Origin of the sequence: Pannonibacter phragmitetus, assembly GCF_050510895.1 — a bacterium.
GTDB classification, from domain to species: Bacteria; Pseudomonadota; Alphaproteobacteria; order Rhizobiales; family Stappiaceae; genus Pannonibacter; species Pannonibacter phragmitetus_B.
In genome coordinates, this window is sequence record NZ_JBNINT010000001.1 from 560,257 (window position 1) to 578,259 (window position 18,003).

Annotated in this window: 16 protein-coding genes and 2 pseudogenes; 8 read left to right on the plus strand and 10 right to left on the minus strand. The window is 62.1% G+C overall.

Features of this window, described 5'->3' with window-relative positions:
- Nucleotides 1–97: 97 nt before the first annotated feature.
- From ACQB61_RS02665 to ACQB61_RS02685, 5 genes and pseudogenes are all read left to right on the plus strand, one after another.
- Nucleotides 98–853 (plus strand): SDR family oxidoreductase, encoded by a 756-nt coding sequence (locus ACQB61_RS02665; RefSeq protein ID WP_019965592.1) that lies wholly within the window; start codon nt 98–100, stop codon nt 851–853.
- Nucleotides 853–1,359 (plus strand): gluconokinase, encoded by a 507-nt coding sequence (locus tag ACQB61_RS02670; RefSeq protein WP_334251059.1) that lies wholly within the window; start codon nt 853–855, stop codon nt 1,357–1,359. The genes ACQB61_RS02665 and ACQB61_RS02670 overlap by 1 nt, the downstream gene beginning before the upstream one ends.
- Nucleotides 1,356–2,243 (plus strand): NAD(P)-dependent oxidoreductase, encoded by an 888-nt coding sequence (locus ACQB61_RS02675; RefSeq protein WP_430511382.1) that lies wholly within the window; start codon nt 1,356–1,358, stop codon nt 2,241–2,243. The genes ACQB61_RS02670 and ACQB61_RS02675 overlap by 4 nt, the downstream gene beginning before the upstream one ends.
- The gene (locus ACQB61_RS02680; RefSeq protein WP_055454226.1) at nt 2,240–2,578 is read left to right on the plus strand and encodes a hypothetical protein; all 339 of its coding nucleotides are present in this window, start codon (nt 2,240–2,242) and stop codon (nt 2,576–2,578) included. Before ACQB61_RS02675 ends, ACQB61_RS02680 begins: the two co-directional genes overlap by 4 nt.
- A gap of 66 nt (nt 2,579–2,644) precedes the next feature.
- Nucleotides 2,645–3,660: pseudogene (locus ACQB61_RS02685) on the plus strand (LacI family DNA-binding transcriptional regulator).
- A gap of 112 nt (nt 3,661–3,772) precedes the next feature.
- Here the strand turns inward: ACQB61_RS02685 and ACQB61_RS02690 are convergent.
- Genes ACQB61_RS02690 through ACQB61_RS02700 form a run of 3 tightly spaced genes read right to left on the minus strand, consistent with a single transcriptional unit; the run spans nt 3,773 to nt 6,563 of the window.
- Nucleotides 3,773–4,750, minus strand: a complete 978-nt coding sequence (locus ACQB61_RS02690) for a DctP family TRAP transporter solute-binding subunit (protein ID WP_430511383.1) — start codon at nt 4,748–4,750, stop codon at nt 3,773–3,775.
- 44 nt (nt 4,751–4,794) lie between these two features.
- Entirely contained in the window at nt 4,795–6,075 is a 1,281-nt protein-coding gene (locus tag ACQB61_RS02695; protein ID WP_430511384.1) for a TRAP transporter large permease subunit, read from the minus strand.
- Nucleotides 6,072–6,563: a TRAP transporter small permease gene (locus ACQB61_RS02700; RefSeq protein ID WP_430511385.1), complete on the minus strand. Its 492-nt coding sequence runs from the start codon at nt 6,561–6,563 to the stop codon at nt 6,072–6,074. Before ACQB61_RS02700 ends, ACQB61_RS02695 begins: the two co-directional genes overlap by 4 nt.
- 125 nt (nt 6,564–6,688) lie before the next feature.
- On the opposite strand from ACQB61_RS02700, the gene ACQB61_RS02705 reads away from it, so the two are divergent.
- Nucleotides 6,689–7,732: a LacI family DNA-binding transcriptional regulator gene (locus tag ACQB61_RS02705; protein WP_430511386.1), complete on the plus strand. Its 1,044-nt coding sequence runs from the start codon at nt 6,689–6,691 to the stop codon at nt 7,730–7,732.
- Nucleotides 7,733–7,805: 73 nt separating this feature from the next.
- Complete coding sequence (locus tag ACQB61_RS02710) at nt 7,806–8,669, plus strand: GNAT family N-acetyltransferase (protein ID WP_430511387.1); 864 nt, start codon at nt 7,806–7,808, stop codon at nt 8,667–8,669.
- A gap of 38 nt (nt 8,670–8,707) precedes the next feature.
- Here the strand turns inward: ACQB61_RS02710 and ACQB61_RS02715 are convergent, their stop codons facing one another.
- A complete protein-coding gene (locus tag ACQB61_RS02715) occupies nt 8,708–10,024 on the minus strand; it encodes an NAD(P)/FAD-dependent oxidoreductase (protein WP_430511388.1) in 1,317 nt (438 codons plus the stop codon).
- 209 nt (nt 10,025–10,233) lie between these two features.
- Between ACQB61_RS02715 and ACQB61_RS02720 the strand changes: the two genes are divergently transcribed.
- On the plus strand, nt 10,234–10,710 hold the full coding sequence (locus ACQB61_RS02720) for an Lrp/AsnC family transcriptional regulator (RefSeq protein WP_430511389.1): 477 nt from the start codon (nt 10,234–10,236) through the stop codon (nt 10,708–10,710).
- 230 nt (nt 10,711–10,940) lie between these two features.
- On the opposite strand, the gene ACQB61_RS02725 is transcribed toward ACQB61_RS02720, so the two are convergent.
- The 6 genes and pseudogenes from ACQB61_RS02725 to ACQB61_RS02750 all read right to left on the minus strand — a co-directional run bounded on the left by ACQB61_RS02725 (nt 10,941) and on the right by ACQB61_RS02750 (nt 18,003).
- Complete coding sequence (locus tag ACQB61_RS02725) at nt 10,941–12,599, minus strand: ABC transporter ATP-binding protein (RefSeq protein WP_430511390.1); 1,659 nt, start codon at nt 12,597–12,599, stop codon at nt 10,941–10,943.
- Nucleotides 12,599–13,438 carry an ABC transporter permease gene (locus ACQB61_RS02730; protein ID WP_430511391.1) on the minus strand — a complete coding sequence of 280 codons (840 nt, stop codon included), beginning with the start codon at nt 13,436–13,438 and terminating at the stop codon, nt 12,599–12,601. The genes ACQB61_RS02725 and ACQB61_RS02730 overlap by 1 nt, the downstream gene beginning before the upstream one ends.
- A pseudogene (locus ACQB61_RS02735) lies at nt 13,435–14,387 on the minus strand (ABC transporter permease). The gene ACQB61_RS02730 and the pseudogene ACQB61_RS02735 overlap by 4 nt, the downstream one beginning before the upstream one ends.
- A gap of 73 nt (nt 14,388–14,460) precedes the next feature.
- Nucleotides 14,461–16,074, minus strand: coding sequence for an ABC transporter substrate-binding protein (locus tag ACQB61_RS02740; protein WP_430511392.1), 1,614 nt, complete (start codon nt 16,072–16,074; stop codon nt 14,461–14,463).
- 69 nt (nt 16,075–16,143) lie between these two features.
- Nucleotides 16,144–16,860 (minus strand): HAD-IA family hydrolase, encoded by a 717-nt coding sequence (locus tag ACQB61_RS02745; protein WP_430511393.1) that lies wholly within the window; start codon nt 16,858–16,860, stop codon nt 16,144–16,146.
- 228 nt (nt 16,861–17,088) lie between these two features.
- Nucleotides 17,089–18,003 (minus strand): 2-hydroxyacid dehydrogenase, encoded by a 915-nt coding sequence (locus ACQB61_RS02750; protein WP_430511394.1) that lies wholly within the window; start codon nt 18,001–18,003, stop codon nt 17,089–17,091.

Here is an 18,003-nt window from a genome sequence, read left to right on the forward strand (position 1 = left end):
TGTCTCCGTAAGCTTCGTGCTTGACATCAAATGTTATCGATAACATAAACAGGGTCAGACGAACTTGTCGAGTGGTTTTCTGACAAAGGGGAAGAGAGTGAGCCTTCAGCTATTTGACCTGACCGGACGCCGTGCACTGGTAACCGGTTCCTCGCAGGGTATCGGTCTTGCGCTTGCCAAGGGGCTTGCTGCGGCCGGTGCGCAGGTGGTCCTGAATGGCCGGGATGCGGCACGTCTGGCCGAAGCTGCGGCCCAGATTCCGGGTGCGGAAACCCTCGCATTTGACGTGACGGATCACGAAGGTGTCCGCGCTGCCGTTGATGCCTTCGAGGCGAAGAATGGCGCCATCGACATTCTTGTGAACAACGCCGGCATGCAGCACCGCGCCCCGCTGGAGGACTTCCCGGCGGATGCCTTCGAGCGCCTGCTGCAGACCAACATTGCCAGCATCTTCCATGTGGGCCAGGCCGTTGCCCGCCACATGATCAAGCGCGGCAAAGGCAAGATCATCAATATCGCCAGCGTGCAGACCGCGCTCGCCCGCCCGTCCATCGCCCCCTACACCGCCACCAAGGGCGCTGTCGGCAACCTGACCAAGGGCATGGCCACCGACTGGGCCAAGTATGGCATCAACTGCAACGCCATCGCGCCGGGCTATTTCGATACGCCGCTCAACGCCGCACTGGTGGCCGATCCGGCCTTCTCCGCATGGCTGGAAAAGCGCACGCCCGCAGGCCGCTGGGGCAAGGTCGAGGAGCTGGTTGGCGCCTGCGTGTTCCTGTCCTCAGAAGCGGCTTCTTTCGTCAACGGCCACGTGCTGTTCGTTGACGGCGGCATCACGGCCTCGCTGTGATGAGCACCCGCATCATTCTCATGGGCGTTGCCGGTTGCGGCAAGTCGAGCGTGGGCGAGGCCATCAGCGCCCGCACCGGTATTGCCTACCGGGACGGTGACGATCTGCATCCGGCTGCCAACGTCGAGAAGATGCGCTCCGGCATTCCCCTGACCGACGAGGACCGCTGGCCTTGGCTCGATCAGGTGGGCCGGGAGCTTGCGGACAAGGCGCCGCTCATCATCGGCTGCTCGGCGCTGAAGCGGGTCTACCGCGACCGCATCCGGGCGCTGGCAGGCGGGCCGGTGACCTTTGTGCATCTGGCCGGCTCGCGCGATCTCATCGCCGGGCGCATGGCGCAGCGCACGGGGCACTACATGCCGCTGTCGCTGCTCGACAGCCAGTTCGCGGCGCTGGAACTGCCGCAGCCGGACGAAGGCGCGCTCACTGCCGATATCAGCCAGCCGCTCGATGCGCTTGTGGATGGCATCGTCAAGGGGCTGAATCTGGAGGAGATCAAGGCATGACTGGACATGTTGCGCTGATTGGCGCAGGCGCCATGGGCGGTGCCATTGGCGCCCGCCTCGTTGAAACCGGCACAGCGCTGAAGGTGTTCGATCTGGACACCGCCAAGGTGGATGTGCTCGTGGCCAAGGGCGCTGTGGCTGCGGCCAGTGCTGCGGAAGCTGCATCTGGCGCCAAGGCCGTAATCCTCAGCCTAAATGCTCCTCGCATCGTCCGTGCCGCCGTTTTCGGCGCTGGCGGCGTTGCAGAAGGGGCGGCATCGGGCACGCTGATCGTCGACATGTCGTCGATTGATCCGGAAGCCACGCGCCAGCTTGCTGCGGATGCGGCTGAAAAGGGCCTGCGCTGGGTGGACAGCCCGCTGTCCGGCGGCATTCCGAAGGCAGCCATCGGCCAGCTCACCCTGATGCAGGGCGGTGCAGAGGCAGACGTCAAGGAAGCCCAGCAGGTGCTCTCCGGCGTTGCCAGCAACCAGACCCACATGGGCCCGGCGGGCGCAGGCCAGACCACCAAGCTGATCAACCAGGTGCTCTGCGGCCTTGGCTTTCTGGCCGTGGCCGAAGCAACCGCGCTGGCGGAGGCTGCCGGTGTGGAGGTGACCCGCATTCCGCAGGCGCTCAAGGGCGGGCGCGCCGACAGCGCCATCCTGCAGGAATACATGCCCCGCTTTGCCGTGCGCGACTACCGCCGCACGGGGCGTATCGACAACATGGTGAAGGACCTCAATGGCGCGCAGGATCTCGCACGCCTGACCCATACCGCCATGCCGCTGACCGCCATTTGCGCCGAGGTGCACCGCATGCTGACCGCTGCGGGCCTTGGCGGAGAAGATCAGGCCGCCTTGATGGAGTTCTTCAAGGGGCCCAACCAGGAGAACTTTGAATGATCACCCGCTACGCCCTGTTCGAGGGCAAGGTTCACGAAGGCCAGGACGCAGCCTTCCGTGAGGCCGTTCTGTCTGAAATCCTGCCGAAGTGGAAGGGTTTCCCCGGTGCGCTGGCCGTGCGTGTCACCTTCGCCGAAAGCCGTGACGAGGGCGCTCCGGAATATCCGATGATCCTCGCCATCAGCTACCCGGATCTCGCAACCGTTGATGCCGCTCTCGCCAGCCCGATACGGGCCGAAGCGCGTGCGGCGACCGAGTCCGTGCTGGAGCGTTTCTTCACGGGCCGCATCCATCACCACATCACCACGGCACACGACCACGTGCTGGCTGGCTGATTTGCCAACCGGCGAGCCTTCCGGCAATGCTGGAGGGTCACGATAACCCCAGCTCCACGGCCCCTGATGCACCAGACCCGCAAACCGCCCACCATGGCTGATGTCGCCCGCGTCGCGGGCGTCTCACCCATGACCGTCAGCCGGGCCTTCAAGGACGGCAGTTCGGTCTCGGAGGCAACGCGAACGGCGATCCTTCAGGCGGCCGAGGAGCTGGGATATGTTTTTGACAGCACCGCCTCAAACCTGCGCTCCCAGCGCACCGGCTTTGTTGCCGTCAGCATCCCTTCGCTGAACAATGCCAACTTTGCGGAAACGGTCGGCGGGCTCTCCGATGCGCTGAAGGATCATGGCCTGCAGATCCTGCTGGGCTATACCAATTACGACATTCACACTGAAGAGCAGCTGATCGAACAGCTGTTGCGGCGCCGGCCAGAGGCCATCGTCGTCACCGGCGGCCAGCACACGCCCCGCGCCCGCAAACTGCTGGAAAACGCAGCCATTCCCGTTGTCGAAACCTGGGATCTGCCGCGCGCGCCCATTGGCCATGTCGTCGGCTTCTCCAATGAGGCGGCTGTACGGGCGATGGTCGATCACCTTGTCGCACGCGGCCTGCGCAAGATTGCCTTCATCGGCGGCGATGCTGACAGGGATACCCGTGGCACCGACCGCCGTAACGGCTTTATCGCAGCGATGAAGGCTCATGGTCTGGAGACAAACCGGCTGATTGCCGCCGGTGTGCCGCCCATCTCCATGCGGGAAGGGGCCAATGCCATGGGCCGCCTGCTGGAGGAAATGCCGGACACGGAAGCCGTCATCTGCGTGTCCGACCTTTCGGCCTTCGGCGCGCTGACCGAATGCCAGCGCCGGGGCGTGCTGGTGCCAGAGCGCATTTCCATTGCGGGCTTCGGTGACTACGAAATTGCCGGCATTTCCGTGCCCTCGCTGACCACGATCAACCCGCATCCGCGCCAGATCGGCGAGCAGGCAGCGGGCATCATCGTCGAGGCTCTTGGCGGCAAGCCCCTCTCCCCCAGACCATCGCCATCGCTCCCGTCCTGCAGATCCGCGGCAGCAGCGTGTAAGGCACTTGGCTGCCCCGCGATCCGTCATGGGATGACGAAAACCTACCGCTCCTTCAAATACAAAGGGCGGCCCGTTGCCGGACCGCCCTTCTGAACATTCGTGCGCTGCGGATTACTTCTGCATCGCAACGATGGCATTGACGAGGGTGTCGCCGTTCTCGGCAATGAAGTTGTCCCACACCGGGCGGACGACTTCCTGGAAGGCGGCTGCGTCAACGTCGCTGTTGACGGTCATGCCGGCAGAAGTCAGTTCGGCGATCATGGTCGCTTCCTTATCCTGTGCCAGCTTGCGCTGCATGGCGACGGCTTCGGCGGCCACTTCGGTGATGACCTTCTGCTCGTCAGCGGTGAGGCCCTTGAACTTGTCATTGTTCATGACGAGCGCCAGGTTGGAGTAGGCGTGCTGGGTGAGCGACAGGTACTTCTGCACTTCGTAGAACTTGAAGGACAGAACGATGCCAATCGGATGGTCCTGCGCGTCCACGACGCCGGTCTCCAGCGCGGTGTAAAGCTCGGCCACCGGCAGCTGCTGCGGGTTTGCATCCAGCAGGGTGAACATGTCGTTCAGAGCCTTGGAGTTGTTCACGCGCATGCGCAGGCCAGCAAGGTCGGCCGGGGTTTTGATCGGGCCGCGGCTGTTGGTCATGTTGCGGTAGCCGTTTTCCGGGAAGCCCAGAACCTTCATGCCGAAGGGTTCGAACTTCGCGGCAATGCCCTGGCCGATTTCACCGTCCAGTACCTTGTAAGCGACTTCACGGTTCGGGAACATGAACGGCAGTTCGACAACACCGGCTTCCTTGACGAGACCGGTGAAGTTGTTGAGGCCCGACATGGCAATGTCGATGATGCCCGAGCGGGTGCCATCGATCATGGCCGCGTCATTGCCAAGCTGGCCCTGCGGGAAAATGTTGACCGTGACAGAGCCATTGGTGCGGGCCTCGACCTGCTCCTTGAAGAAAACAGCAAGGTTCTGCTGCAGATCCGTTTCCGGTGCGGCATGTGCGAACTTCAGCGTGGTCTGCGCCTGTGCACTGACGGCAGCAAGGGTCAGGGCCGTGGCGAGGCCAAGGGCTTTCAGGACTTTCTTCATATTATGCTCCTCCCAGAATGATGGCTTTGAGCCCAGGTAAACGATTATCCGCCCATGAAGCGGGCAGGAACGGTGATCAGCTCGGGCACAAGAATGAAGAGACCGAGCAGAAGGGCGTAGGCGATCACGAAAGGCCACACGCCTTTGACGGCACGGCTCATCTGAACACGGCCTACGCCGCAGATGACGTTGAGAACTGTGCCAACCGGCGGCGTGATGAGCCCGATGGAGCAGTTCATGATGAACATGAGCCCGAAATAGACGGGGTCGATCCCTGCCATCTTGATTACGGGCATGAACAGCGGCACGAGGATCAGCACTGTTGGTGAAAGATCCATGACCATACCCACAGCCAGCACTATCAGCATGATCACCAGCATAAGCAGGCGCGGGCTGTCGATCAGCGGCTGGAGCAGGGCAGCAAGCTGCTGCGGCAGCTGGGCAACCGTGATGAGCCAGGCAGCGACCATGGCAGCACCAACGAGGAACATCACCATCGCGGTGGAGCGGCCCGCGCCGATCAGCACATGCACGAAGTCGCGGAAGGTCAGTTCACGGTAAACCAGCGTGGAAATGAGGATCGCATAGACGGCTGCCACGACGGCGGCTTCCGTTGCCGTGAAGGCGCCGGTGCGGATGCCGCCAATGATGATGATGGGAAGCAGCAGCGCCCAGATGCCTTCCTTCAACGCCTTCCAGCGCTCGGCCCCCGAAGCCTTCGGCAGCACCTCCAGGTTTTCCCTGCGGATCATGAAGCTCCACACGAGGACAAGCGTCAGGCCCATCATCAGGCCCGGTGCAATGCCGGCCAGGAAGAGCTTGGCGATGGAGATGTTGCCGGCAACGCCGATCAGGATCAGCGGCAGGGACGGCGGGATGATCGGTGCGATGATGCCGCCTGCTGCCAGCAGGCCAAGGCTGCGCCCTTCCGGATAGTTTCCGTCACGCATCATCGGATAAAGGATCGAGACCAGGGCGGCTGCATCGGCCACGGCCGAACCGGACAGGCCCGCCAGCACGATGGAGGTCATGATTGCTACATAGCCGAGGCCGCCCTTGCGGTGGCCGACGAGCGAAGAGGCGAGGCGCACGATCCGCGTCGACAACCCGCCGCGCGACATCACTTCACCGGCGACCAGGAAGAACGGAATGGCCAGCAGCGGAAAATTATCGACGCCGTTGATGAGGTTCTGCGCCAGAATGTCGGTGCTGAGCAGATCCATCTGCAGCATCAGAGCCATGGAAGCGAGCAGAAGGGCAAAGGCAACCGGCAGACCAAGCAGGATCGAGCCTATCAGGACGGCCAGAAAGAGAACGAGGGTCATTCCGTGCCATCCTCCGCAAGGACTTGCTTCACACTGTCGGGGTTGAAGATGCGCACCACCGCGATAGCTGCCATGAGCACAGAGGACACGACACCGGACAGATAGAACAGCCCGGAGGGCAGGCCCGTGAGCGGCGAGATGTTGGCCATGTTCATCATGGTCTGCTTCATGCAGCCCCAGAACAGCAGCAGCACAGTGCCAAGGATCACCAGCCAGCAAGCACGGCGCAGGAGGCCGATATACTTCGGGAATGCGGCTTCCGCGAACTCGGCCAGCGCAAGATGCTCGCCCCGGCGCAGGGTGACGGCCGCACCCAGCATCACCACCCAGACGAACCAGAGGCGTGACAGCTCCACTGAAACGCGGATGCCGGACGAGAAACCGTAGCGCAGGACGACATTGGCAAAGACGATGGCAATCATCGCGGTCAGAAGCACTGCGATGATGAGATCGATAGAGCGCCAGATGAGGCGGATTATGCTGTGCATCCGTCCTCCTCCCAGAAGTTGGAATGCTTCAAATTGCACGGGGCGTGCGTTTGGGTTATCGTTAACCCATCATGGATGATATCGATAACAAATTTGGGCGTCAAGCTCTTCCCGAAAAGCGTCCCGTGACCATTGCCGATCTGGCTGCGCGTGCGGGTGTTAGCCCCATGACCGTGTCCAAGGCGCTCCGGGATACCGGGCGCCTGGGTGCAGAGACGCGGGCACGGATCAAGCAGCTGGCTGACGAACTTGGGTATGTTCCGAACTCGCTCGCCGGTGCTCTCAGTTCGCGCACGAGCAATCTGGTGGCCGTTCTTATTCCCTCGATCAGTGACCATGTCTATGCGGAAGTTCTGGGCGGCATTCATGGTGTGCTGCGGCCGGAGGGAATGCAGACCTTCATCGGCGAGACCTTCTTCGACCCGGTGCTGGAAGAGAGCTTGCTGCGGACCATGCTATCGCTGAAACCGGCAGGATTGCTGGTGTCAGGCGGAATCCTGCGCACGGAAAAGGCGCAGGTGCTGCTGGAGCGGCGGCAGGTGCCGGCAGTGCAGATGTGGGATCAGCGCAATGCTGGCCTTGATGCGGCTGTGGGTGTTGATCACACAGAGGCAGGACGCATGGCGGCACGGCGGCTGCTGGACGCAGGTCTCAGGCGCCTTGCCTATGTCGGTTCGCAGCTGGAGGCCGACCTGTGTGCCCGCGAGCGCTTCAAGGGATTTGCGGCGGAGGTGTCGGCTGCCGGTGCGCGCCTGACTGTTCTGGATGGCGGCACTTTGCCGCGGCAGGTGGAAAGCGGCAACCTGCTGGTCCGGCAGCTGCTGGGAAGTGTGCCGGATGTGGAAGGGATACACTTCCTCAACGATGCCATGGCGGCAGGTGGTCTGCGTTATCTTTTCGAGGCAGGGGTTGATGTGCCAGGGCAGGTGTCCGTTATCGGCTTCAACGGCACCTCGCATGCCTTTTCCATCCGCACGCGGCTGACCACGCTCGACCTGCCGCGCCTGCAGCTTGGGCGCGATGCGGCCAACTGCCTGCTGCAGCTTTGCCGCAAGAGCTATCCCGGTCCCGGGCAGGAGATCGGGTTGCGTATTGTTGAGGGAAATACGGCGCGTCCCCTTCCGCCGGAATGGGGCAAGCAACGGGCCGTGGCAGAATCTGCTTCGTAACACCCGGAAATAGCACGAAATTCCGCCGTCAGCTGCTAGACTCAGGCTTACCGCAACTTGAGGGAGCAAGCGCGTGCAGGCCGGTCTGACCATGACGCTCGACACCTATGAGGTGACCCGCACAGACATGCTGCCGGATGACATTCCCCGGTTGCATGAGCTGTCGATTGGTGTCAATTGGCCCCACCGCCCAAAGGACTGGGAACTCGCCATCGGCCTCGGTCATGGCTATGTCGCCCGCGACGAGATCGGCCGCGTGCTGGGCTCTGCCATGTGGTTTCCCATGGGGCCGAAGCTCGCGACAGTTGGTATGGTCATCACGTCGCCGCGTCTGCAGGAACATGGGGCCGGGGCATGGCTGATGCAGCACGTGCTGGCGGATACGGCAGACCGGGGCAAGGTGCTCAACGCCACCAAGGCGGCCTACAGGCTGTATTTGTCTCTTGGCTTCATTCCCCGCGCTGCTGTTCACCAGCATCAGGGCATGGCAGTCAAGGTTCCCGATGGGCCTGAAAGGGCTGTCCCGATGCTGCCCGAACATGCACCGGAAATCATCGCGCTGGACGCCCAGGCCTATGGCGCGGACCGGTCGCCGGTGTTCGAGCTGCTGTTCGATTTGTCTGAAGGCACTGTCCTTCTGCGCGAGGGGCGCGTGACTGGTTTTGCGCTCTGCCGTGAATTCGGGCGTGGACGGGTGATCGGGCCTGTCGTTGCAGAGACGGAAGAGGATGCGATTGCCCTCATCCGCCCGCATGTGTCGGCGCATCAGGGTGTGTTCCTGCGCATGGACACGCGGGCGGAGGACGGCCCGTTGCGCCGTTTCCTACACGAGGCCGGGCTCGGGCTCTTCGACACTGTGACGACAATGACCCTCGGAGATGTGCCTGAGGGTGGTCCCGCGATCACCTTCGGCCTTGTCAATCACGCGCTGGGGTGAGGGGAGGCGGAAGGCTGGGGCGTGGCCGCAGTTTTCTCTCAGAAATCGGCGACCTTGCCCCAGGAGCTCTCGCTGAAGCGGGAGGGGTGATAGGGCTTGGCATTGAGCGCCGGTTCTTTCCCCATGACGATATCGGCGATCATCTCGCCTGCCCCCGTGCCGATGCCGAAGCCATGGCCGCTGAAGCCGGCGGCGAGGACGAAGCCGGGGATCTGCGTTTCTCCAATGGCCGGCACACCGTCCGGCGTGCTGTCGATATAGCCAGCCCATGCCGCGGTAACCTCACTCTGATTGAGCGCAGGGATCAGTTCCCGGGCACGGGCCAGCGTCTCGCGGATCTGCGACGGGTCGGGCTTGGGATCGAGAATGCGCATGCGCTCCATCGGCGTTTCCCGGTCCAGCCGCCAGCGCGAGAGGCTCTCGTGGCCGCTGCGCAGGCCCTCAAGTCCGCCGACTGCGAGGGACTTGTGCCGCTTCAGAAACATCGGAATGAAGGTGGTGCCGAAGCGCAGCATCTGCGCGGTCGGGTCCACGCGGGCGCGGCCGGAAATGGCCAGCGTATGGCCGCCCTTGCGCGCCGTCAGGGATACGCGCGCCGTGTGCAGCGCATCGGGAATGCCTGCGGCTTCGCTGACCGAGAGGATCGATGCACGGACGGAGGCTTGCGGAAAGCGGATGCCGAGCTGGCGGCAGAAGCTGGAGGCCCAGGCGCCGCCTGCCATGACGGCAGTCTTTGTGCGGATGGTGCCCCGTTCGGTGACAACACCGCTGACGCGCCCGCCGGAAAGCTCCAGTCCGCGCACGGCGCAGTTTTGCAGCACGCGCCCGCCATGGGCCTCAATGGCTTTTGCAATCAGTGGCACGGCACTGGACGGATCGGCGATGCCGTCGGTTGGGGAGAAGACGCCGCCCTTCCAGCTCTTGCCTGTCACCCGCCCGCGTTCGGCGGCCTCTTCGGCGGTAAGCATGTGGGTGATGACATTCTGCGTAAGGGCGAAATCACGCCAGCGCGCCCAGCCCTCGATCTCGGCCTCGTTGTTGGACAGATACAGCAGGCCAGAGCGGCGGAAGCCGAGACCGGGGCCGATTTCGGCCGCCAGTTCATCCCACAGCGCCAGGCTGCGGGTCGCCATCGGAAGCTCTCGCGCATCGCGGTTCTGCTGACGGCACCAGCCCCAGTTGCGGCTGGACTGCTCGGCGCCAGGGCGGCCTTTTTCCACCAGCGCCACCTTCACACCGCGCCTTGCGAGGTAATAGGCCGCGCATGTTCCCACAATGCCAGCGCCGATGATCACCACATCGGCCTCGGCTGGCATGTCACCGGCGGTTTCGATCGTCAACAGGGGTGCGCGCATGGAAAACTCCTTTGATTTGCACCCTAGCGGCTGCCTGTCAGGCGTGGCTACCGCAGGGAGGTCAAATTACGGCATTTTCTGCTGAATCTGTTGCCGCTTGAGGCGGGGGAGAACCTGTACCTGGAGAAAAGTTTTTATATTCAGGGAAATTTGGCTGATTGCCTATCCGGCATTTTCTGCTTACTCTCTGCGTATTATAAGAGGGCATCATGAAGCTGGACCGGATCGATATCCGTATTCTGTACGAGCTGCAGAAAAATGGCCGCATCACCAATGTGGAGCTGGCCGAACTGGTTCACCTGTCGCCCAGCCCCTGCCTGATGCGGGTGAAGAAGCTGCAGCAGGCGGGCTATATCACCGGTTATGCGGCGCAGATCGACCTTGCAAGGCTCGGCCCGACACTGACCGTCTTCACCGAAATCACCTTGAAGAACCACCGCAAGATGGATTTCGACCGCTTTCAGCAGGCTGCGGAAAAGGTGGAGGAGATCATCGAATGCCACCTGATCTCCGGCGGCTATGATTACCTCCTGAAATTCGTCACCGGCAGCATTGGCGATTATCAGGCGATCATGGAGCGCATGATCGACATGGACATCGGCATCGACAAGTACTTCAGCTTCGTGGTGATGAAGTCCCCTTTCGTAAAATCCCATCTGCCGCTGAAGACGATTTTCCCGATGTGAAGGGGCGTCCAGATTGCTGGTTGTGCTTCAACGGGCAGTGTTGCTTTCGGACGGACAGTCAGGCACCCGTTCCTCTCCCCCTCGAGGGGGAGAGGGGAGCTGCGGCAATCTGAAAGAGCTTTCCCAACACCGCAGCCCAGCACTATTCAGTCCGCAATGAGCGAAGCCATCCTTGATGGTAGGTGCCTGAAACACCTTGTCGCAGAGACCAAACTGGCAGCCTCTACCTCTCAAGCCCCCGTGCTGGCGAAATTCTCGGGCAGGCTGTCGAGCCAGCCGGTGTCGAGTTTGGGGACGGAGGAGAAGAGCAGCTTGGAATAGGGGTGCGTTGCGCCGCCCGGCAGCTGGTCATTGGCCAGGAGCTCCACCATCTCGCCATGCTGCATCACCATCACCTGATCGCAGATCGACTGGACGGTGGAGAGGTCGTGGCTGATGAAGACGTAGGAAAGCCCCAGCTCCCGCTGCAACTCTTTCAGAAGCTCGATCACTGCTGCCGCCACCACTGTATCGAGGGCCGAGGTGATCTCATCGCACAAGATGATGTCGGGCTTGGCGGCAAGGGCTCTGGCGAAGTTGACGCGCTGCTTCTGGCCGCCGGAAAGTTCGCCCGGCATACGGTGGCGCAGGGCACGCGGCAGCCGCACCATATCCAGCAGCTCGTTGACACGCGCCTCCTGCTCCGCGCCCTTCTGGCCATGGTAGAAGGCCAGCGGACGGCCAAGAATATCGGCGACGGAACGGGAGGGGTTCAGTGCCGTATCGGCGAGCTGGAAGACGATCTGCATGCGCCGCAGCTCTTCCTTGCTGCGCAATCTGGCTTTCGGGTCCAGCTCTCTGCCGTCGAGCTGGACATGACCGCGCACGGGAGGAAGCAGACCGGCGATGACACGGGCAAGTGTTGACTTGCCCGAGCCGCTTTCGCCGATGACGCCGAGATTATGCCCGCGCTCCAGCTTGCAGCTGACGTTTTTCAGCACCGTCTTGAAAGGCAGGCCGGTCGGCTCGATCGGGCCATAACCTGCGTAAACGCCGCTGACCTCAAGGATCGGCCGGCTGACAGGCATGTCCGCCCCTGCCTCGGCAGGGGCTGTGAACGGTACCGGCTGGAAGGCGGCCAGAAGCTCTTTGGTATAAGGGTGGGTGGCTGCATGCAGGATTTGTTCCGTCGAGCCTTCCTCCTGGACCTCACCGCCCTTGAGCACGATGATCCGGTCGGCAATCTGCGCGACGACGGCAAGGTCATGAGAGACATAGACGCCAGCCATGCCACCCTTGCGCATGACGGACTTGAAGGCGCGCAGCACCTCGATCTGGGTTGTCACGTCCAGCGCCGTGGTGGGCTCATCAAAGATGACGAGCTGCGGGCCGCCGATCAGGGCCATGGCGGCGGCAAGGCGCTGCAGCTGGCCGCCGGAGACCTGATGCGGATAGCGCTCGCCGATGGTTTCCGGTTCCGGCAGGGCGAGTGCGCGGAAAAGCTCTACAGCCTTGGCACGGGCTTCCGTCCGGCTCATCAGCTTGTGGATGCTGGCTACCTCTACCACCTGATCAATCAGCCGGTGGGAGGGGTTGAAGGCGGCGGCGGCGCTCTGGGGCACGTAGGCCACATCCGTGCCGCGCAGCTTCTGGCGCGAGGCCTCGTTCATGGTCACCAGATCCTGCCCGCCGAGCAGAACCTTGCCACCACTGATCTTGCAGCCGGTGCGGGTGTAGCCCATCAGAGTGAGCGCGATCGTGGTTTTGCCCGATCCGCTTTCACCGATGAGCGCGACAATCTCGCCCGGGTTGATGGTCAGGCTGACGCCCTTGATGATCTCCACGCGGCGGCCCGAGTCCGTGCGGGCTTCGACGTGCAGATCCTGGATTTCGGCAAGAGGTTTCGTCATCAGGCGCGGTCCCGGATCTTGACTGGCAGGTTGTCGATCAGAAGGTTGACGCTGATCGTCAGGCTGGCGATGGCGATGCAGGGGGCAATCACTGCGGGGGCGCCAAAGGGCAGGCCGCCGATGTTTTCCTTCACGAGGGAACCCCAGTCTGCATTGGGCGGCTGCACGCCAAGGCCAAGGAAAGACAGGCCCGACAACAGCAGCACGATGAAGACGAAGCGCAGGCCAAGGTCGGCCAGCACCGGGCCGGTGATGTTGGGCAGGATTTCCTGGAAAATGAGATACAGCGTCCGCTCGCCGCGTGCCCGCGCCACTGTGACGTAATCCATGGTGTTGCAATTGACCGCCAGTGCCCGTGCAAAGCGGTAGGAGCCAGGGGTGTAGATGACCGCCAGCAAGCCGATCAGCACCGGAATGGATGAGCCGATGGCAGCAACCATGACGAGGCCGAAGAGCTTGGATGGGATTGAGTTCAAGGCATCCAGCACGCGGCTCAACACCGTGTCGAACCAGCCTCCAGTAACGGCCGCCGTCATGCCCAAAACCACACCGGAGAGACAGGCAATACAGACGGCGGCAAATGAAATGCCGACGGTATAGCGCGTACCCAGCAGGATACGGGAGAAGATGTCGCGGCCAAGATAATCAGAACCCAGCCACAGCTTTTCCGAGATCGGGCCGTAGAAATCGAAATCGACGATATCACCGGGCGCATAGGGGGCAACCGAAGGTCCGGCGATGGCGACAAGCGCCCAGAACAGGATGATCAGCCCGGCCACGATGCCGGTGGTGTTCATCCGGAACCCGAAGCGGGCCGGGGAAACGGGCGTCTGGCTCATTTGCGCAGCCTCGGGTTGGAGAGAATGGCGATGATGTCGGCGATTGTGATCAGCAGCAGGAAGCCGAAGCAGAAGATCATGGCGCAGCTCTGGATGAGCGGCAGGTCGCGGGTGGCAACCGCATCCACCATCAGCTTGGCGATGCCCGGATAGTTAAAGATCGTCTCGACGATAATCACGCCGCCCAGCAGATAGGAGACGGACAGGGCGACAGCATTTGCAATCGGGCCGATGGCATTCGGCAGTGCATGGCGCAGAACCATGCGGCTGCGCGAGGCTCCCTTGAGAAGTGCCATTTCCACATAGGGCATCTTCAGGGATTCAATCACGGCAGCGCGGGTCATTCGGATCATCTGGGCCGAGATGACGCAGGTCAGCGTGATCACCGGCATGGCGAAAACCTTCAGCAGCTGGCCAATGCTGCTCACATCATTGGCCAGCGAAAGGGCGGGCAGCCAGCGCAGCCAGACGGCAAAGACCAGCACCGCAAAGGTGGCGATCATGAATTCGGGAACGGAGATGACCGAAACCACGGTGGTCGTTACCGCACGGTCATAGAGCGACCCCTTGTAGACAGCCATGGTGATGCCGAGAAACAAGGCCAGAGGAACCGCGATGGCGGTTGTCACTGCTGCAAGGCGCAGGGTGTTGGCAAGGCGTCCTCCGATCAGGTCGCCAATGGACATGTTGTTGACATAGGAGATGCCAAAGTCACCCTGAACAATGCCCAGAAGCCACTGACCGTAGCGGATGAGTGCGGGGAATCGAGATGCATGGCCTCACGCAGGCCGGCAACGGCTTCGGGCGTGGCGGCCTGACCCAGCAGGATTTCCGCCACATCGCCCGGCAGCAGGAGAGTTGCGCCAAAGACGACGAAGGACACGATCAGCAACGTGAGCAATGTCACGCCAAGCCGTCCCAGGATCAAGAAAGTGATTTGCCCTGACATTCAGGCAGCCTCTGCAGATTGGGATAAAGAGACCGGAGGCGGCAAGCGCCTCCGGTTCGATGCTGGCTGACTGTCAGGCTTCGAGCCAGATATATTCCGCCATGGCATAGCCCATCTGGCCGCCCAGCGGGTTCGGCTCCAGACCTTTCACCTTGCTCTGCTTTGCATCCACATTCGAGAGGTATGCCGGGATAACGGTGCCTGCCTCGTTGGCGACCATTACCTGCATCTCGCCATAGATTTCCTTGCGCTTCGCAGTGTCCTGTTCACCCCTTGCCTCGAGCAGCATCGAGTCGAATTTCGCGGACTTATACTGGCTTTCGTTCCACGGTGCGCTCGAAGCATAGAGCAGCGAGAACAGGATATCCGGCGTCGGGCGGGAGTTGATGTTGCCGAAGTGGACTGGCGCCTTCAGCCAGTAGTTGGACCAGTAACCGTCGGATGGTACGCGCTGGATGTCGAAGTTCATGCCGATCTTGCTGCCAGCCTGTTGCAGCACGGTTGCCATTTCAATGGCGGAGTTTGCGGCTTCAGAAGCCACGATCGGGATTGCCTGTCCCAGAACGCCTGCCTTTTCAAAGTGGAACTTGGCCTTCTCCGGGTCATGGGCCCGCGGTTTCAGGTCCGCGTTGTGGTAAGGGTTCATCGGGGAAATCGGCTGATCATTGGCGATCTCTGCCAGTCCTCGCATCACCGACATCTGGATCAATTCGCGGTCGATGAGATACTTTACGCCTTCGATGAGGTCGAACTTGCTGCCCGGCTCCATGTCCATGCGGAAGTTCAGGTTCGTGTAGGTTCCAGAGGTGGACTTCACGAGGTCAACGCCGTTCGCACTTTCCAGAAGGCGCATGGATTGCGGTTTGATCGATGCGCCAACGTGGATGTCGCCCGAGATGACGGCGCTGACGCGGGCCATTTCATCGGGGATGGCGAAATATTCGAAGCTGTCGACATTCGGGCCGCCCGCCTTGAAGTAGTTCTCGTTGCGGCTCATCAGCGAGCGGACGCCCGGTTCGAAGCTCTCCAGCTTGAAGGCGCCGGTGCCGATGCCCTTGCTGAAGTCGGTGGTGCCATCCTGCACGATCATGAAATGGTGCATGGCCAGGATGGTCGGAAGGTCGGCGTTGGGAGCTTCCAGTGTGATTTCGACCGTCAGAGGGTCAACGGCCTTGATCTCCTGCATCTGCTTGGCGATGGCGTTGACCTTGGAGCCGGTTTCCTTGTCGAGGTGGCGCTTCAGCGAGAACACCACGTCGGCAGAGGTGAGGGACTTGCCGTCATGGAAGGTGACGCCGGACTTCAGCTTCACGGTCCAGACCTTGGCGTCCGAACTTTCGATGCTGTCGGCCAGTTCCATGTTCAGCTTGCCGCCGTCGCTGAGGAATGTGAGGCGGTTGTAGAGCGAGCAGCAGCGCACATAATCGGTCGAGAGCGAGGCCTTGGCCGGGTCCAGCGTGTCCGAGGTGGACGAGGACCAGCCAGCAGCCTTGAAATGGCCACCCTTCACCGGAGTGGCAGCGAGGGCCGAGGTGGCGCGGGCAAACAGCGAGCCGCCAGCCGCAAGGCCGATACCGCCCGCAAGGAACATGCGCATGATGTCGCGGCGGCTCGCACCGCGGCGGATTGCATCCTCGACCATCGCATCGTCGTTGCGAGTCCAGTTGTTGATTTCGAATTTGCTCATCAGTGTTCCCCTTGTCGTAGATATGCCCGGCTTTTTGTTTTTTATCGCCGCGAGCCTGCCTGCCGGCTGTCAGGCGGACCCGGCCTCCGCAGCCGCGGCAAGCCCGGCCATGGAGGTGAAGTGGTAATCCGGCTTCGTGAACTGCGCGGGCTCGATGGTGCCGCCGTAGCCCGGCTGAGCGTGCCTGCGCTCGATCCAGCAGTTGGTCATGCCAAGGCTGCGGGAGACGCCGATGTCGTGATACTGGCTTTGCGCTACATGAAGGATCGCGCCCTTGTCTGCGCCTTCCTGCTCCACAAAGCGGAACACCTGCTCGAAGAAAGCCGGGTCGGGCTTTTCCGTGCCTGTGTCATCGGTGGTGAAAGCCGCATGGAAGGGGTGGCCGAGCTTTTCGTTGAAATGCTCGAAAGCCCACCGCTGCGCATTGGTCATGGCGATCAGGCGGTAAGTCTTCTTCAGTTCCGCCAGTGCCTCGACGCTGTCTTCAAAGGGCTGCCAGTCCGCCACTGCCTGCCGCAGGCGCTCGCCATGTGCCGGATCCGGGTCAAGGCCCAATTTCGGAGCAATGACCGTGTAGACGCGGGCGAGATCATCCGGGAAGAGTTGCGCCTCCGGCATGTAGCGGGCAGCGCGGTAATGGGCGAGAGCTTCCTCTCCGTCGAGGCTGACGCCCTGATCTGCCGCGATCTGAGACAGGGCGGATATTAACCCGCCTTCAAAGTCAATGAGCGTTCCGACGACATCAAATGTCATGTAGCGGAACGAAGCGAGAGGCTGTGCCGTCATACTGAGCCCCGTGTCTGCCGCAGAAGTTGCGGCGTCCTCTGGTTGGATTCCGGCATTTTCTGCCAGTTTATTGGCCCGGCCTGATTTCCGGGCTTGGCTCGCATTTTGTATGCGTTGCCTTGATTTCTGCAGATCAGTTTGCGGTTCTTTTGCGCGGCATATGCTCCAGAATCCTATCCGGCTTCGGCACAATATGCTGTTTTGCGGTGCTTTGCCGCGCTTGCCGCTTCAGTAACCTCTGGCGCGGTCGATCAGCCCCGGCACCGGCAATCCCGCCTGATGCGCGCGTATTCCGGCAATGACATGCCTTGCACCGTCATCTGCCCGCGTCTGGCACGCGATGTGCGGCGTCAGCACAATCTGCTGATGCTGCCAGAAGGGATGATCCGATGGCAGCGGCTCCGGGTCCGTTACGTCCAGCCAGGCGCTGGCGAGCTGGCCACTCTCAAGTGCATGCAGCAGAGCTTCGTGATCCAGCTGGCGTCCACGTCCGGCATGGACCAGCGCGGCACCGTGCGGCATCTGGGCGAAAAGCTGCGCATTCAGAAGACCTGTTGTCTCTGCCGTCAGCGGCAGCAGGCAGATAAGAATGTCGGTGCTGGCGAGGAAGGCGAAAAGATCCGTAAAGGTCTCGACGCCCGGAATGTCCTGCGGGCTGCGGCTCCATCCGGCAAGCGGGAAGCCAAAGGGGGCGAGGGCTTCCAGCACTGCCTTGCCTAGTTGACCAAGGCCCATGACGCCCACCCGCCGCTCCCGCGCCGGGACGTTGCGGCCTGATTGCCAGAGGCTGGCGGATTTCTGGCTGATGTAGCGCGGCAGATCCCGGTGCAGGCCAAGGACGGCGAGCGTCACATATTCCTTCATCTGCTCGGCAAGGCCGGGCTCCAGCATGCGCACCACGCCCACGTGTGGCGGCAAGGCGGCAAGGTTCAACTGGTCGACGCCAGCGCCGACCGAGAACAGCAGCTTGAGATTGGGATACAAGGCGCCAACATCCTGCGGCGCCGTCCAGGCGACAAGATATTCCACCGCTGCCGGGTCTGGTGCTTCATTGCTGTGGAAGGGCAGATTGGGCAGTTCGGCGGCGAAATGCGCGGCGAACACTTCGCCGCGCTTTGCCTCTGAAGTGTAGAGGACCGCCAC